At 65.0% G+C, this 16,562-nt stretch carries 10 protein-coding genes; 3 read left to right on the top strand and 7 right to left on the bottom strand.

The window, feature by feature from the left end:
- Nucleotides 1-15 precede the first annotated feature (15 nt).
- Nucleotides 16-252, top strand: coding sequence for a hypothetical protein (locus ACUY1T_RS14840; protein ID WP_446024332.1), 237 nt, complete (start codon nucleotides 16-18; stop codon nucleotides 250-252).
- Nucleotides 253-324: 72 nt separating this feature from the next.
- On the opposite strand, the gene ACUY1T_RS14835 is transcribed toward ACUY1T_RS14840, so the two are convergent.
- The 5 genes from ACUY1T_RS14835 to ACUY1T_RS14815 all read right to left on the bottom strand — a co-directional run bounded on the left by ACUY1T_RS14835 (nucleotide 325) and on the right by ACUY1T_RS14815 (nucleotide 4,057).
- Entirely contained in the window at nucleotides 325-2,055 is a 1,731-nt protein-coding gene (locus ACUY1T_RS14835; RefSeq protein WP_446024086.1) for an ExeM/NucH family extracellular endonuclease, read from the bottom strand.
- Between the two features lie 35 nt (nucleotides 2,056-2,090).
- The gene (locus tag ACUY1T_RS14830; protein WP_446024084.1) at nucleotides 2,091-2,447 is read right to left on the bottom strand and encodes an AzlD domain-containing protein; all 357 of its coding nucleotides are present in this window, start codon (nucleotides 2,445-2,447) and stop codon (nucleotides 2,091-2,093) included.
- The gene (locus ACUY1T_RS14825) at nucleotides 2,440-3,186 is read right to left on the bottom strand and encodes an AzlC family ABC transporter permease (RefSeq protein ID WP_446024083.1); all 747 of its coding nucleotides are present in this window, start codon (nucleotides 3,184-3,186) and stop codon (nucleotides 2,440-2,442) included. The genes ACUY1T_RS14830 and ACUY1T_RS14825 overlap by 8 nt, the downstream gene beginning before the upstream one ends.
- Nucleotides 3,183-3,710, bottom strand: a complete 528-nt coding sequence (locus ACUY1T_RS14820) for a helix-turn-helix domain-containing protein (RefSeq protein ID WP_446024081.1) — start codon at nucleotides 3,708-3,710, stop codon at nucleotides 3,183-3,185. The genes ACUY1T_RS14825 and ACUY1T_RS14820 overlap by 4 nt, the downstream gene beginning before the upstream one ends.
- Nucleotides 3,711-3,811: 101 nt before the next feature.
- Nucleotides 3,812-4,057, bottom strand: a complete 246-nt coding sequence (locus tag ACUY1T_RS14815) for a hypothetical protein (protein WP_446024079.1) — start codon at nucleotides 4,055-4,057, stop codon at nucleotides 3,812-3,814.
- Nucleotides 4,058-4,582: 525 nt separating this feature from the next.
- Between ACUY1T_RS14815 and ACUY1T_RS14810 the strand changes: the two genes are divergently transcribed.
- Nucleotides 4,583-13,177, top strand: a complete 8,595-nt coding sequence (locus ACUY1T_RS14810; RefSeq protein WP_446024078.1) for a GH36-type glycosyl hydrolase domain-containing protein — start codon at nucleotides 4,583-4,585, stop codon at nucleotides 13,175-13,177.
- A gap of 96 nt (nucleotides 13,178-13,273) precedes the next feature.
- On the opposite strand, the gene ACUY1T_RS14805 is transcribed toward ACUY1T_RS14810, so the two are convergent.
- On the bottom strand, nucleotides 13,274-13,759 hold the full coding sequence (locus tag ACUY1T_RS14805; RefSeq protein WP_446024076.1) for a YciE/YciF ferroxidase family protein: 486 nt from the start codon (nucleotides 13,757-13,759) through the stop codon (nucleotides 13,274-13,276).
- 269 nt (nucleotides 13,760-14,028) lie between these two features.
- On the opposite strand from ACUY1T_RS14805, the gene ACUY1T_RS14800 reads away from it, so the two are divergent.
- Complete coding sequence (locus tag ACUY1T_RS14800; protein WP_446024074.1) at nucleotides 14,029-15,519, top strand: FAD-dependent oxidoreductase; 1,491 nt, start codon at nucleotides 14,029-14,031, stop codon at nucleotides 15,517-15,519.
- Here the strand turns inward: ACUY1T_RS14800 and ACUY1T_RS14795 are convergent.
- The gene (locus ACUY1T_RS14795; RefSeq protein WP_446024072.1) at nucleotides 15,516-16,526 is read right to left on the bottom strand and encodes a GlxA family transcriptional regulator; all 1,011 of its coding nucleotides are present in this window, start codon (nucleotides 16,524-16,526) and stop codon (nucleotides 15,516-15,518) included. The genes ACUY1T_RS14800 and ACUY1T_RS14795 overlap by 4 nt on opposite strands.
- Nucleotides 16,527-16,562: the final 36 nt, after the last annotated feature.

The following is a 16,562-nucleotide window of genomic DNA, read 5'->3' as shown; positions in this document are numbered from 1 at the left end:
GAAAATGATATGCGAATGCTATCTATCGGACTGTTGACCGGCGTGCTGGCCCTGGGACTCACTGGCTGCGGCACTACCACCGGCGAGCGAGCGCTGAGTGGCGCTGGCCTGGGAGCGGCCGCCGGCGCCGGCACCGCGGCCATGACCGGCGGCAGCATGACCAAGGGGGCGGTGATCGGAGGCGGCCTGGGCGCTGCCATCGGGGCGGCCACCAACCGCGACGACATCGATCTGGGACGTCGGCGTCGCTGATCCCCTTGAGATGATGCGGGCGTCCACGATGTCGATCAGCGCCCCCATCATCGAGCCTCAAGCGGCTCCCTGCTAACGCCACTCCAGGTCGACCACGATCGGATCGTGATCCGAGGAGCGGAAAGGGTCGGGGCGGAAGTGAGGCGCTGCGTTGTCCGGCCCGTCGTAGCCGAGGAAAGCAGGCTCGTCGGCATTGATATGCCACGGGTGGACTTCTGCCACTGCCGTGGCCAGCTCGGAGCTGGCCAGGGCATGATCCAAGTAACCCGACTCACCGCGGAACACATAGCTATAGCGGCGCTCCGGCGGCAGCTCTCGGGCGATCAGATTGACCAGGCCTGCGTGGGTCAGGGTGCGGATCGGGTCCTCGGCGCCGTAGGCGTTGAGGTCGCCGATCAGCAGCAGGCGCTCGTGCCCCTCGGCGGCAGCGAGGCGGTCGAGAAAGCCGTTCATGGCCTGTGCCTGCTCCACCCGGCGCTGGTTCCAGCAGCCCTGGCCGCGGTCGATATCGCCCCGCGGCGGGCAGCCGCTCTTGGATTTGAAGTGGGCGGTCACCACGCCGAAGGCCGGGCCGCCGTCCAGGCTGCGGAAGAAGGCCGCCAGCGGCGGCCGGTGATGGGTGGGGTCGTCGTCGGCATAGAGCTCGCTCACGGCCTCTACCCGGTCCGGCCGATAGATCAGGGCGAGCTTGATGGCATCAGAGCCGCGGTTGGCATCTCCACCGACCGCACGGTAGCGGATCCCGGTTCGCTCGCTGAGCTGCTCGACCAGGTCGGCCAGGGCGCGCGGGTCGTTCTCTACCTCCACCAGGGCCAGGATGTCGGCCTGCAAGCCCTCGACGGCAGCGGCAAGCTTGGCCCGCTGGCGCTCCAGCTCGGTGGCGTTCGCGGCGCCGCGCTGGCCGAGGGTGAGGAAGTAGTTCTCGACGTTGAAGGTCGCCACCCGCAGCCGCTCTCCCGGCTCGGGCAGCGGCCCCGGGCGCGGGTTGGCGTCCTCGAAGTGTGGCTCCAGGGTCGGGTGCAGGCGGTAGGCGTCGAAGGCGTGGGTCAGTATCCCGGTCAGCCCCTGGACGCTGCTGCCGACGCGGCGGCTGCCATCGGCATCCAGATAGGGAATGGGGGTCGGGAAGGCGCGGTAGCTGCCGTCGTCCAGCTCGAGGATGTCCCGCTGCTGGGGCTCGCCGGGTGTGTTCGTGGGGCGGAACAGGCGGGTGGCGGCCAGTCTCAGGGAGCCGTAGCGGGCGAGCTCGTAGTTGCCGGTGACAGTCAGCGTCTGCGGAAACGTCAGAAGCAGCCCCTCCTTGCGTGACAGCTGCTCTTCGCTGAGCGGCCAGTCAACCGCAAGTGGCTCGGGCAGTTGGTCGCGGGCGCAGGTCTCGATCCGCTCGACTCGGTGCAGCTGGATCTGGCCACGGTACTCGCCGGTGCTGGCGTGGAGCTGCAGGTGCCGCCCGGGGGTGATGAGCGCCGCGTCGCTCGATGTTGCCGTGGGCATGTAGACGAACAGGCCGACTGGGCCATGCTCGGTCACCTGCTGCAGATAGAAACCATTGAGCCCTTCGCGGCCGAGGAACGCTCCGGTCACCACGCCATCGGCGACCACCTCCTGGTCGGATGGCAGGGCCGTACGCTCGCCAACGCCCTTGATGGCGGCGAGGTCGGTGCTGGATGGTTCGGGGCAACTGGCTGCCGCCGATGCGGCCGTCAGCAGTAGGGTCAGCAGCAGGGTTAGTGGTCCTGTGCAGCGGGCCACGGCATGGCGTCGGCGCTTGCCGGTACCAGGGGGCTGGGCGATGTCGGTCATGGCGCTCTCCATGGCAAAAGCTGGCACCGTCTTGGCTACATGAGAAGAGTAACAGTGCCCGCCAGCATCACCACCGCTCCGTAGGTCGCCACGCCAGCTGCCACCGGCCAGCCCAGGGTGCGCTTGTACCACCACACGACCAGGGTCGCCAGAACGCCGATGAGGGTGGCCAGCCAGGAGGTGGCGCTGGGCGTTACTGGCATCAGCGATACCCCGAACACGGCGGCGATCATCACCGGGCCGAGCAGGCTCAGCCACTGGGGCATCGCCTCCAGGCTGTCGCCGTCGCCTTGCCGCTCGAGACGGCGCTGCATCCAGAACAGCGGCAGCACGCGTATCAGCAGGGTACCCAGCGCCGAGGCGAGAACGGCTATCCACAGGGCGCTACTCATGGCGTTCTCCTGGCGCGTGTTCTCTTTTCTGGCTGTGGCCGAACTTGACGGCCTGGAAGCACAGGGCACCGCAGGCGGCGGCAAGGGGAATCGCCAGGTTGGTCAGGCCCGTCACGGTCAGCGTCAGGGCGACCAGGATGGTCAGGCCGAGGGCCAGGCCCCAGCGCCGGGAGGTGAAGCGGGGCGCCACCAGTACCAGGAAGAGCGCGGGCAGGGCGAAGGGCAGGATCTCACCCATCAGGGCCCAGCGGGCAACCAGTTCGCCGCCGGCAAACGCGCCCAGGGCCGTGCCACCGATCCAGCTCGCCCAAGCCAGCAGGGCGGCGCCGCCGAACCAGCCGAGGCGCTGTGCAGCGGGCAACCGGGGCAGGCGGGCGTGGGCCAGGGCGAAGACCTGATCGGTGAGGCCGTGCATCAGCCAGGGCCAGAGGCGGCTGGACGTCAGCCAGGGGGCCAGGTTGGGGGCGTAGACCACATGGCGCAGGTTGATCAGCAGCGTCATGGCCACCACCAGCCATAGCGGTGCTCCGGCGGCCACCATGCCGACAAAGAGGAATTGCGAGGCGCCGGCATAGATCAGTGCTGATATCGCGATGGCTTCCCATGCGCTGAAGCCGGCTTGGGTAGCGATCAGCCCGAAGGAGATGGCCACCGGAACATAGCCGCCGAGCAGTGGGATGGCCTCGCTCATCCCGGTCAACCAAGGGCGGGCCGACGAGGAGGCCACTTGCAGGCTCATGGCGTTGGCTCCTCGTGATAGACGACGCTGAGCAACAGCGTGGCCCAGGTGTCCTCGGTGCGATAAAGGTGGGGGCGGTCGGCAGCGAAGCAGAAGGTATCGCCGGCCGAGAGGGTGCGGGTGTCGCCTTCCGGGCCGGCCTCCAGTGTGCCGCTGATCAGGGTGAGCGATTCCCGGGCGCCAGGAGTGTGGGGTTCGGCAAGGCGCAAGGTATGCGGCGCACAGCGCATCCAGTAGGCGTCGACCTGGGGGCGGTCCTTGCCCTGGTCGAGCAGGCGTACCTCCACGCCATCCTCGCCCAAGGGCACGGCGATAGGCGCCACGAGGGTGCCGAAGGGCACCTTCAACTGCACCGCCAGGCGCCAGATGGTATCCAGTGTAGGGTTGCCGTTGCCCTGCTCCAGGCGCGACAGGTTCGACTTGGCGATGCCGGCGGCGGCAGCCAGCTGCGACAGCGACCAGCCTTGCGCCTGGCGCAGGGTCTGCAGGTGCTGGCCCAGGGTGCCGAGTGAAAGCTTGTCCAATCTGGGTGGCCTCGATCTGTTCCTTTTAACGAACGTTCTATTAAAGGAACAGACTTGTCAACCCTTGTCGCCTGCCACACACGCCGTGCTTGGCAGGCGTCTCAAACGAACTCCGAGTCATCGGTCCTGACGGTCACGCCACCTTCCTCGCCGGGCACCATGATCATGAACTCACCGTTGCCCAGGTAGGTCACGTCGTGGCCGTCGTGGGTGCGAAAGCTGGTTGAGCCTCGCGTGGCCCCGGCATGCTGCATCTCGCTTAGGTCGCGGACGCTGACGAACATGTCGATCATGTATTCGCGGCCCTGGTCGTCGAAGGCCATCACGGTTCTTTCATGCTGGGTCACGGGGCTGCCTCCCTGAAGCTGTCTTCCCTAACCCATAGCAATACAACGACGGCTTGGCGAGCTGCGCGCCCTGCCCAGTAGGAGCAATACGGATATGGCCATGAGGAAAGGGCGGGCATGGGCCCGCCAGATCCTTCAGGATTGGGTCAGGTTGGGGTCCATGCTCATGAGCTCGTCGTCTCCACGAGCCGCTTGCAATGACACGCTCCGGTTAGCGCAGGGGGCGATGTGAGCGTACTTGAACGTACCGAAATCGATCGGTTCGTGGTCGGGGCGACGCGGGATGGCGAGACGTAAGCCCCACGGGGCACGGGAGCTGGCTGTCGGATTGCGAAGGTTTTCCATGTGGGTGACCTCGGTGACGCTATCCGCAAAATGCATGACGGCGACCCGACAATATTGCCCCAACCTGTCCACAAGTTCGGTGCGCTGGCGAACCGACAAGTGCCTGGTTTTTTCGCATGATCCTGGTAGTGACATATCGCCTGCCCCAGTGGGCAACGCGCATCGACCAGGATAGTGCTTGTGGCCTTTATTCATCGCATTTCTTTCTGGGCGCTTACCTCGGCATCACCCTGGAATGATACCGCCCCGGTACGGGAAGAGCTGTTCAGTGTCGAACGGCTCGATCAGCATGCCGGCAGCCTTGCGCTGGCTCAGCGTGTCACTGACCAGCCCCCTCGGGTCTTGCCGTTGGCAAGGAGGCTCGATGACAATGCGACGGTTCTGCTGAAGGCCTATCGCGCCAGCGCCGCAGAGGTGGCCGAGGGGCGCGATATCGTTCCCGCCGCGGCCTGGCTGCTGGACAATTACCACATCATCGAAGCCCAGATCCGCGAGATCCGCGGCGACCTGCCTCCCGGTTATTATCGACAGCTACCGAAACTGGCCGAAGGCCCCTTTGCCGGCTATCCCCGCGTCTTCGGCCTGGCCTGGGCCTTCGTCGCCCATACCGACAGTCACCTCGATCCCGATAACCTGCAAGGCTTCATTGCCGCCTATCAACGCGTTCAGCCGTTGAGTATCGGTGAGCTATGGGCGGTAGCGATTACCCTGCGCATCGTACTTGTCGAGAACCTGCGGCGCCTTGCCGACCAGATCGTCAGTGAGCAGGCGGCGCGCAACGAGGCTGACTCGCTGGCCACTCGCTGGCTCGCTCCCGAGGGCCATCGCTCCAACCTGGATGACGGTACGCCGCCGCGTAACACGAAGCCATTGGCAGCGCCTTTCGTTGCCCAACTGGCGAAGCGTTTGCGAGGGCTGGATTCGCGAGCCAACCCCATGGTGGGCTGGTTGGAGGAGCGCGTCGCTGCCCAGGGCGACTCCATCGATGACATGGTTCAGCAGGCTCAGCAGCGCCAGGGTGCTGCCAACGTCACCGTGCGCAACGTCATTACCAGCATGCGCTTGGTATCGAGTATCGACTGGGCGGAACTTTTCGAGAGCGTCAGCCTGGTCGACGCGCGGCTGAACCAAGGCAGCCCCTTCACGACGCTGGATTTCCCGACTCGCAATAGTTACCGCAGTGCCGTAGAACAGCTGGCCCGGGGTTCAAGGCATGAGGAACTGGAAGTCGTGGAATATGCCCTGGCCGCGGCGCGTGAGGCCATGGCGAACGCTGCAGACCCCGTCGAGGCCGCCCGGCTGGGCGACCCCGGCTATTTCCTGATTGCGTCGGGCCGGCCTTCGCTGGAGCAAGCGATCGGCTTTCGACCTTCGCCCCGCGAGCGCTTGCGGCAGGCCTTTCTGACATATGGGATGAGCGGTTACGTCGGCCTGATTGCGCTCGTCACGGTTGGGTTGCTGGCGCTGGTAACCGGGGCGTTATGGTCGCTGTCGCTTTCCGCAGGTGAGTTCCCCCTGGGGTGGCTGTCGTTACTGGGACTATTGGGGCTGCTGCCCGCCACCGAAGTGGCTACGCTGCTGGTCAACCGTCTCATCATTTTCACCGTCAGTGCGAAGCCCCTGCCGAGCCTGGATCTCTCCGAAGGGGTTCCGTCCTCACTTCGTACACTGGTCGCCGTACCGACGCTGCTGACCAGTGAGGCCGACCTGCAGGAGCAGATCGAACGGCTGGAGGTCCATCACCTGGCCAGCGGTGGCGGCGCCATCGTATACGCTCTGCTGACCGATGGGGTCGATGCCCAGCACGAAGATATCGCCGAGGATGCCCCGCTGCTGGTCGCCGCCGGTATGGCAGTCGACAAACTGAACCGCCGCTATGGCGCCAGTGACGGTGGCGCGCGTTTCTTTCTCTTGCATCGCCGGAGGGTGTTCAATCGCAGCGAAAACTGCTGGATGGGGTGGGAGCGCAAACGCGGCAAGCTGCATGAACTCAACCGCCTGCTCCGTGGCGCCCGCGATACCACCTTCCTGAATCCAGCCGCTCTGCCGAACGACGTGCGCTACGTCATCACGCTGGATGCCGATACTCGCCTGCCCCGTGGGTCGGCCAGCCGGCTCATCGGCAAGATGGCACACCCGCTGAACCGACCCAGGTTCGATGAACGCCACCAGCGTGTCATGGAGGGCTACGCCATTCTCCAGCCGCGTGTCACGCCCTCGCTGCCGTTGGGTCAACAAGGCTCGCTCTATCAACGCCTTTTTTCCGCGCCCGGGGGCATCGATCCCTATGCCGCGACCATTTCCGACCTGTATCAGGATCTTCTCGGCGAGGGCTCTTTCGCCGGCAAGGGCATCTACGATATCGATGCGTTCGAAGCCTCACTCAGCGGACGCATCCCGGAAAACAGCGTACTCAGCCACGATCTGTTCGAAGGGGTTTTCGCTCGTGCCGGTCTCGCCTCGGATGTGGAGGTCATCGAGGAGTTCCCCTCCCGCTACGATGTCGCCGCCAAGCGCCAGCATCGCTGGACCCGTGGAGACTGGCAATTGGTGCCATGGGTTTTCGCGCGGGAGATGCCCTGGACCGGGCGTCTGAAGCTGCTGGGTAACATGCGCCGCTCGCTACTGACGCCGCTGCTGCTGGCGTGTCTCGTCGTCAGTTGGCTATTGCCGCTGCAGGCGGCTCTGGCAGGCACGCTGTTCGTCATCACGGCCATTGCCGCCCCCACGCTGTTGCCCCTCTTGATATCGCTGGTTCCGGCTCGGGCGGGCGTCAACTGGCCTCACTATTTCCACCAGTGGATTATCGAGCTGAAGCTGGCATCGGCCCAGACGCTGCTGTGGGTCGCGTTGCTTCCCGACCAGACCTGGAGAATGCTGGATGCCATCGTCAGGACCCTGGTACGCGTAGCGATCACACGCCGCCACCTGCTCGAGTGGACGACCGCCGCTCAGTCGACGGGGCGCCCGCGACTGACGTTGACGGGCTTTTACCGGAGCATGGCGCCGGGGACCACGCTGGCTCTAGTGGTGTCGTTGGGCACCGTGAGCCATGCACCTGGGGCCTGGCCAGTAGTGCTGCCCTTGGCGCTGCTCTGGTTGGCCGCGCCGGCTATCGCCGCGTGGATCAGCCGGCCGCGGAGTCTCGCGCCGCAACACTCGCTGTCGGTAGCCGAGGCGCGTGAACTGCGGCTGATCGCTCGGCGCACCTGGCGCTTCTTCGAAACGTTCGTCACGGCTCGCGACAATTGGCTGCCGCCGGACAATTTCCAGGAAACGCCTCGACCCGTCATTGCCCGGCGTACCTCCCCGACCAACATGGGGCTTTATCTTCTCTCGGTTCTGGCCGCTCGTGATTTCGGTTGGCTGGGCGCCTTGACTGGCGCAGAGCGTCTCGAGGCCACGCTGGGCGTCATGCAGACCCTGCCGCGCTATCGGGGGCATTTCTTCAATTGGTATGACACCGAGGATCTTCGCCCGCTGGACCCCCAGTACGTCTCCTCGGTCGACAGCGGCAACCTGGCGGGCCACCTGCTGGTCGTCGCCAACGCCTGCGAAATGTGGTTGGAAGCCGACCTGTCGTTCGACCCTCGCCCGGGAATCGCAGACCACGTGCACCTGGTGCACGTGGCCCTCGAGGCGGCGCCCATGGCGCAAGGCGCGGAGGTCACATCGCTCGAGGCTGGCCTGGGTGATATAGCGGCGCACTTGCAGGGCGATCCCGATCACGAGGCGTGGTTACCGGGGCTGAAACGACTCAGTGACCGTACCGCGGGCATGGCCCAAGGGGCCCTGAAAAACCGCGAAGCTCCCTGGGTCGAAGAGGTGCTGTTCTGGGTGGGGGCCTTGCACACGTCGGTCGACGAGCATTGCCGCGACCGCAAGCAGCTCGCCAAGAGCGATCCCCGAGACCGGCTCCGGGCCCGCTTCAGGCAGATCGCCGACACGGCGCGACGCATGGCACTGGAGATGGAGTTCGGCTTCCTGCTCGTTGCCGAGCGTCAGTTGCTGTCGATCGGTTATTCCATGGAAGACAACACCCTCGACAGCAGTTGCTACGACCTGCTCGCCTCCGAAGCGCGGCTGGCCAGCCTGCTGGCGATTGCCAAGGGCGATGTCCCCACGCGCCACTGGTTCCGCCTCGGGCGTACGGCCACGCCGCTGGATCACGGCTCGGCGCTGATTTCCTGGTCGGGCTCGATGTTCGAGTACCTGATGCCGTCGCTGGTGATGCGCGCCCCCGCGGGCAGTCTCCTCGAGCAAAGCAACCGCCTGGTGGTCAAGCGCCAGATGGCGTATGCCGCTTCGCTGGGCGTCCCCTGGGGGCTCTCAGAATCCGCATACAACGCCCGCGATATGGAATTTACCTACCAGTATTCCAATTTCGGCGTGCCCGGCCTGGGCTTGAAGCGTGGCCTCTCTGCCGACCTGGTGGTGGCCCCCTATGCCACTGGCCTGGCGACGATGGTCGATCCATCCGGCGCGCATCGCAACTTCACTCGGCTAGCTGACCTGGGGGCACTGGGCCGCCATGGCTTCTACGAGGCGCTCGACTTCACTCGCTCGCGCGTTCCGGCGGGAAAAGAGGTCGCTATCGTGCGTAGCTTCATGGCGCACCATCAGGGCATGACCATCGTGGGCATCGCCAATACCCTGCATGACGGCCGCATGCGTGAACGCTTCCATCGTGAGCCGATCATTCAGGCCAGCGAACTCTTGCTGCAGGAACGCCTCCCGCGTGACGCAGCCATCGCTCACCCTCGTGCCGAGGAGGTCAAGTCGGCGCCGAGCGAGACGCTCAACGAGAGCCATGCGGTTCGGCGTATCACGGCAACGGCCGAAGGCGCGCCAATGACCCATCTGCTATCGAACGGGCGCTACTCGGTCATGTTGACGGCGAGGGGAGCGGGCTACAGCCGCTGGCGGCATATCGCCATCAGCCGCTGGCAAGAGGATGCGACCCGCGATCACTGGGGCAGCTTCATCTTCTTGCGCGACAGGCGCATGACCGAGGTCTGGTCGGCCAGCGGCCCCATGCCCGGTGAAGGCAGGGTGGTCGAGAAGGGCCGCCACGAGGTGCTCTTTGCCGAGGATTATGCTCGCTTCACGCATTGCCATGGCGACCTGGTCACCCACCTCGACGTCCTTGTCTCGGGCGAGGACGACAGCGAGGTGCGGCGCGTGTCGTTGACCAACAGCGGACGGCGGGTGCGGGATATCGACGTGACCTCCTACTCGGAACTGGTGCTGACCGCGCCGGCCACCGACAATGCCCACCCCGCCTTTGCGAAGCTGTTCGTGGTCACCGAGTACCTCGAGGAGTTCGGTGCGCTGATCGCCACCCGACGCCGGCGTGGACCGGACGAGGCAGAGACCTGGGCCGCCCATTTCGCCGTCGTGGAAGGCGAGACCCTGGGCGAAGCGCAATATGAGACCGATCGCGCCCGCTTCATCGGTCGGGGGCGCACGGTGACAACAGCCGCTGCCCTGAGCGGAGAACAGCCGCTGACGAATACCACCGGCACGGTGCTCGATCCGATCTTTTCGCTACGCCATCGCCTCCAGGTCGCCCCCGGCAAAGTGGCCCGTATCGCCTTCTGGACCGTCGTGGCAGGCTCGCGCGAGGCGCTGCTGGACCTGATCGACAAGCATCACGATCGCAGCGCCTTCGAGCGGGCCAAGACACTGGCCTGGACCCAGGCACAAGTCCAGCTCCGGCACTTGGCCGTCACGCCCGATGAGGCGGCGGACTTCCAGCGCCTGGCCGCCCCCATCCTGTATGCCGACGCCCGCTTCAGGGCCTCGCGTGAGGCCATTGCGCGCGGTGCGGGCCCGCAGTCGGCACTGTGGCCGCATGCCATATCCGGCGATCTGCCGATCGTCCTGCTGCGCATCGATTCGACCGATGACATGGCTCAGGTTCGCCAACTGCTGCGCGCTCACGAGTACTGGCGCATGAAACGTCTCGGTGTCGACCTGGTGATCGTCAACGAGCGTGCCTCCTCCTATGTGCAGGACCTCCAGCAGGCCATCGAGACGGCGGTGCACAGCAGCCAGCCGCGGCCACGCATCCACGAGGGCCATGCCCAGGGTTCGGTCATCACCTTGCGCGCCGATCTGATGAGTCTCGATGCACGTGTTCTGCTGCAGTCCGTGGCGCGGGTGGCGCTGGTGGCACACCGCGGGCCGATTGCCGACCAGCTTGCGCTGATCCCCCCCGCGCTTCACCATCCGCCACCCGCCCCGGCCCCAAGGGAGGTGGTGCCGCGCGACACGGTAGATGAGGCGCCGGGCGCTGAGACTCCGCCGGCTCTCGAATTCTTCAATGGCCTGGGGGGCTTCGACAAGCAGGGTAGGGAGTATGTGACCATACTCGAGGCCGGGCGCTCCACGCCGGCTCCCTGGCTCAACGTGATTGCCAACTCAGGGTTCGGTTTCCAGGTCTCGGCCGAGGGCAGCGGCTACCTATGGGCCGACAACAGCCGCGAAAACCCGCTTACCCCGTGGTCGAACGACGCCGTCATGGACCCCAGCGGTGAGGCGATCTACGTGCGTGACGAAGAGACCCTGGCGGTGTGGACGGCCACGGCACTACCGGTGCGTGACGAGGGGCGTTATGTCGCCCGGCACGGCTTCGGCTATAGCCGCTTCGAGCACGAGGCACAGGGTATCGCACTCGGCCTCGTGCATTTCGTGCCGCTCGACGATCCTATCCGCATTTCGCGTTTGACCCTCGAGAACCGCTCGGGGCGACCCCGTCGGCTGTCCGTTACCGCTTACGTGGAATGGTCGCTTGGCCTGTCGCGAAGTTCGTCAGGTCCGTTCCTGATAACGCACCGGGATGAGGGTAGCGGGGCAATGCTGGTACACAATCCCTGGAACATGGCATTTCCCGGACGCGTCGCCTTCGCCGACCTGGGCGGCCGGCAAACGGCCTGGACAGCGGATCGCGCTGAATTCCTCGGCCACGGTGGCAGCCATGCGGCACCCGCCGGCCTGGCCGGCCGCACACCTTTTTCCGGTACCACCGGGGCGGGCCTGGATCCCTGCACGGCCTTGCAGTGCACCGTCGAGCTGGCGGTGGGTGAGACGATAGAGGTTGTCGCGTTCATCGGGCAGGGCCGCTCCGACGACGAAGCCAGAGACCTCATCATCCGCTATCGCGAGGCCGATCTTGACGCCGAGCTCGCCAAGGTCACGGCCTACTGGCAGAAGCAGCTTGGCGCCGTGCAGGTCTCCACCCCCGACCGTGCCATGGACGTCATGCTCAACGGCTGGCTGCTCTATCAGACCATCGCCTGTCGCATCACGGCCCGTTCCGCCTTCTACCAGGCCAGTGGTGCCTACGGCTTTCGCGATCAACTGCAGGACGGCATGGCCCTGACCTTTGCCAGTCCCGAGACGACCCGGCACCACCTGCTACGCGCCGCTTCGCGACAGTTCGTCGAAGGGGATGTGCAGCACTGGTGGCTGCCTCATTCCGGCCAGGGCGTGCGGACCCGCATTTCCGACGACCGGGTCTGGCTGGCCTATGCCAGCGCCCTCTACATCGCCACCTCGGGTGATGCCGCCGTACTGGACGAGCCGGTGAGCTTCCTGGAAGGCGCCTTGCTCGGTGACGGCGAGCACGATGCCTTCTTTCAACCCATGGTCGCTGACGAAATCGCCTCGCTCTACGAGCATTGCGCCCGCGGCCTGGACCAGTGCCTGGCGCTGACGGGCGAGCATGGCCTGCCGCTGATCGGCGGCGGCGACTGGAACGATGGCATGAACCGGGTCGGTGAAGCGGGCAAGGGGGAAAGCGTATGGCTGGGCTGGCTGCTGGCACGTACTCTGGACATGTTCATTCCGCTCGCCGAACAGCGCAGCGCGGAAGATGCCCGTGCCAGCCGCTGGCGGGCGCGTGCAGCCTCGCTGCACGAGTCGCTCGAACAGTACGCCTGGGACGGCCAATGGTATCGGCGGGCGACCTACGACGACGGCAGTTGGCTCGGCACCCAGGAGAGCGAGGAATGCCGTATCGACTCGATTGCGCAATCGTGGGCGGTACTGTCCGGTGCGGCAAACCCTCAACGGGCCGCAACCGCCATGCGCTCGCTGGAGCGCGAATTGCTTCGGGAGGATCCCGGGCTTGCCCTGTTGTTCTGGCCCCCCTTCGACCAGCCCGAACGCGATCCGGGTTATATCAGCGGCTACCCTCCGGGGCTTCGGGAGAATGGCGGCCAATACAGTCATGCCGCGATGTGGGCCATCCTGGCGTTTACAAAGCTGGGAGAGGGCGATAAAGCCGCCGACCTGTTCTCGATGCTCAACCCCATCAACCATGCCCGAACATTGGAGGAGGCATCGCGCTATAAAGTCGAGCCCTATGTCGTCGCTGCCGATGTCTATTCCGTCGCCCCGCATGACGGGAGGGGCGGCTGGACCTGGTACACGGGGGCTGCCGGCTGGATGTATCGGGCGGGGCTCGAAGGCATCCTGGGTATTCGCCGCGAAGGTGACTTTCTGGTCGTCGCGCCTTGCCTGCCAGCCGCCTGGCCGGGTTTCGAGGCGACCATCGAAGTGGCTGCTACCCATTACACCATTCATGTGGAACAGATGCCCAAGGACCGTCTCGTTACCGCACAGGCCCAACTGGATGGAAACGTCATAGGCTGCGAAGAAGGAGAGGTCCGGGTGCCGCTCGACGGCACCCGGCACCATCTGGCAGTGGCTCTGCCAACTACCCACGACGATAAAACAGTTATTTCTGTAAGTGCCGGATTCTCGCTATGAGAAATGTTTCTCTTTCCGTTTTTTTCGTCTTATGCCTGAGCGTGAAGCCGGATTGCGGCAGGCCGCTGATCGGCCTGCCGCGAGGAACGCAGGAATTTAGCCTGCCCGCTTGTTGACGTCCTGCTTGGCCAACTTGCTCAGCTTGTCGTCGGTGGATTTCTCCTCCTTCAGTGTCTCGGCGAGTAGCTCCTTGGCCTTGGTGTAACCCAACTGCTCGGCCAGCTCGCACAGGGTGCCATAGGAGGCAATCTCGAAGTGTTCCACCTTCTGGGCTGCGGCGATCAGGCCGGCATCACGCACCGGGCCCTTCTCGGTGGAGTCGATCAACTCCTCTCCCTCTTGGATCAGGCTCTCCATCGCATGGCTCTTGATGCGCTTCACGCGAATGTCGGGGATGGAATCGGCGGCCTGCTCGATGCGTTCCAACTGGCCTTGTGTCTCTTCGAGATGATGCTGGAAGGCCTCGACCAGCTTCTCGTTATCGGCCGCGCGAGCCATCTTGGGCAGCGCACGAGTGATCTGCTTTTCGGCGCTGTTGGTTTCCGATAGCAGGCGTACGAATAGATCTTGAGCGTTCTTCATGACCATGATGAGGTTCCTCCTCTGGCTAGGTTCAGGTCCTTCTTTCCTTCACGGCTTCTCTAACGTAGCAGCCACCTGTCCAGGCGTTCTTTGCATGATCGAAACGATATGTATGGGAGTGAAAGCGGAGCCGGTCGCCTCTTGTCATGGGCCCTGCAGCCCCGTCGGCCTTGCACTGGACCGCGCAGTCGTAATGTGCAATAGCGCAGCTTCTCCTTGGCTTCTATAACTGTGGGCAGACGGATGTCTTGCCAACGGAAGGAGTCGTTATGAAATCGATCTGGACGCTGGGTAGTCGCGGCGTGGCCGAGCATCCTCCTCTCACCGAAGAGGCCGAGGTGGACGTTGCCATCGTCGGAGCGGGCATCACTGGGCTTACTGCCGCCATGGCCCTGGCCGAGGCAGGGCAGCGGGTCATGGTGCTGGAGGCGGCCACGGTGGGGGCCGGTGCAACGGGGGGTTCCACCGGCAATCTCTACGCCACGCTGGCCTCGGGGCAGGCTTCTCTACGCCACAAATGGGGCGACCAGGTGGCGGCCGAGGTGGTTCGGGCCAGGGACGAGGCGATCGATCACATCGAGGCACTGGTCTCGCGGCACGCGATTGACTGCCAGTTCCAGCGTCAGCCGGTCTACCGGCTGCTGAGCGAGGATCGCCAACAGGCCCAGCACGACCTGAACGACGAACTCGACGCCCTGGTCAGCGCTGGGCTCGATGCCGAGTTGTCGGATGGCCCCGGGCTACCCTTCGACAGCTGGGGCGTCCGTAATGCCCACCAGGCCCAGTTCAACCCGCTGCACTACGTCCAGGGCTTGGCCAGCCGACTGCTCGACGAAGGCGTGGTGATCCATCAGCACAGCCCGGTGCGCGAGATCGACGCGAGCAAGGGGCTGGTCAGAACCAATGAGGCCAGCATTGCCGCGAAGCACATCGTGCAGGCGACCCATACGCCCAAGGGCATCAGCCTGGTGCAGGCGGGCATGCTGGTATCGCGTGAATATGCGGTCAGCGCCACGCTGCGCAGCGGCGAGTATCCCGAAGGCATCATCTGGGTTCTCGATCCCTTCCACTCGCTGCGCAGTTATCGGCACGGCGATGAGCGATACCTGATGGTGATTGGCGAGAAGCACAAGACCGGGGAGCATCACGAGGACTACTACCAGAAGCTGCGTGCCTACCTCGAGAGCCATTTCGATATCGAGGCGTTCACGCATCAGTGGTCTGCCCAGCAGTACGGTTCACCGGATGGGCTGCCCTACATCGGCCGCATGCACGGCCACGGCAATCTCTACATGGCCACCGGTTTCGCCGCCGATGGCCTGGTATGGGGCACGCTGGCCGGCACGATCATCGCCGACCAGATCCTCGAACGCGACAATCCCTGGCAGGCACGCTTCGGTGCCCGCCGCATCACGCCGGGCAAGTCAGCGCTGCAGTACGCGCGGGAAAACGTCACCGTGACCAAGCACATGGTCAAGGATTACCTGGGTACCGAGAAGCTGGATACCTTCGATGTCATCGCGCCAGGGCAAGGCCGGGTCGCCACCGTGGATGGCGAGAAGCTCGCCATCCATCGCACCGAAGCCGGTGAACTCAAGTTGCTCTCCGCGGTGTGTCCGCACATGAAGTGCATCGTGCACTGGAATGCCAGCGAATCGACCTGGGATTGCCCCTGCCACGGCAGCCGCTTCGATACCGACGGCGAGGTGATCGAGGGGCCGGCCTATCATCCATTGGCGCGGCCGGTTGCGGGGGCTTAGCCTTCCTCATCAACCTGACCGGGCGTGCCGAAGTAGCTGCGATAGGCGGAAGGCGTGACGCCCACCAGCTTGTGGAAGGTGCGGTGCAGGCTATCCAGGCTGGCAAAACCCGAGTGTTCGGCGATTCGGGCCAGAGGCCAGCGGGAAGTTTCCAGCAGTGTCTTGGCGCGGTCGACCCGCGCCTGCTTGACGAATTGAGCGGGCGTTTCGCCGATCTCCTCGCGAAAGCGGCGTACGAAGGTGCGTTCGCTCATGTTGATGCGCGCCGCCAGCGCCGGCACGCTCAGGTCACCGGTTGGGTCTTCGATGATCGCGGTGATCAGGGGCGATAGACGAGAACCTGCGGCGGCCTGGGCCTGCAGTGCGGCGCTGAATTGAGCCTGCGAACCCGGCCGGCGCATGAACAGGACCAGATCGCGAGCCACGCCAAGGGCCACCTGCGACCCACAGTCGGCTTCTACCAGGGAGAGGCAGAGATCGAGGCCCGTGGTAACTCCGGCGGAGGTGTAGTAAGGCGGTTCGGCCGTGTAGATGGCGCCATGGTCCACCCTGATGTCGGGCCACATCTGCTGCAGCGTGTCGCATGCCGACCAGTGTGTTGCCGCCCTTCGACCGCGCAGCAGCCCGGCTGCCGCGAGCACGAAGGCGCCGGTACAGACGCTGGCCACGCGCCGGGTTCTGGGGGCGCGCTCTTGAAGCCATGCAAGCAGGTCGGTCTCTGCCGCGACATGGCGCAATCCTTCTTCACTTCCCCCGGCGACGATCAGGGTGTCCAGTGATGGCAGCGACGCCAGGGGCAGCGTCCCGGCGATGCGTAAACCCGCATTGGAGACGATGTCTCCGCCGCATGGGGAGGCCAGCAGAACCCGATAGGCGGGCGTCGCCGCAGGGCAGTGGGTATTGGCCTTGCTGAATACCTCCATGGGGCCGACCAGGTCGAGCGCCTGGATGCCATCGAAGCCGATCAGGGCAACGGTATGGGGTATCGCTGATGATGAAGGGTGCATTGGCGTATTTTGCGATGACTTTGTCATTTACGCCAG

The organism is Billgrantia sp. Q4P2 (assembly GCF_052806135.1).
This window is presented reverse-complemented; position numbering and strand designations above follow the sequence as displayed.

What these genes read in the sequence shown, in the direction of transcription:
- ACUY1T_RS14840 (WP_446024332.1), top strand. Translation starts at nt 16, where the DNA reads ATGCTATCTATCGGACTGTTGACCGGCGTGCTGGCCCTGGGACTCACT.
- ACUY1T_RS14800 (WP_446024074.1), top strand. Translation starts at nt 14,029, where the DNA reads ATGAAATCGATCTGGACGCTGGGTAGTCGCGGCGTGGCCGAGCATCCT.
- ACUY1T_RS14805 (WP_446024076.1), bottom strand. Translation starts at nt 13,759, where the DNA reads ATGAAGAACGCTCAAGATCTATTCGTACGCCTGCTATCGGAAACCAAC.
- ACUY1T_RS14835 (WP_446024086.1), bottom strand. Translation starts at nt 2,055, where the DNA reads ATGACCGACATCGCCCAGCCCCCTGGTACCGGCAAGCGCCGACGCCAT.
- ACUY1T_RS14830 (WP_446024084.1), bottom strand. Translation starts at nt 2,447, where the DNA reads ATGAGTAGCGCCCTGTGGATAGCCGTTCTCGCCTCGGCGCTGGGTACC.
- ACUY1T_RS14825 (WP_446024083.1), bottom strand. Translation starts at nt 3,186, where the DNA reads ATGAGCCTGCAAGTGGCCTCCTCGTCGGCCCGCCCTTGGTTGACCGGG.
- ACUY1T_RS14795 (WP_446024072.1), bottom strand. Translation starts at nt 16,526, where the DNA reads ATGCACCCTTCATCATCAGCGATACCCCATACCGTTGCCCTGATCGGC.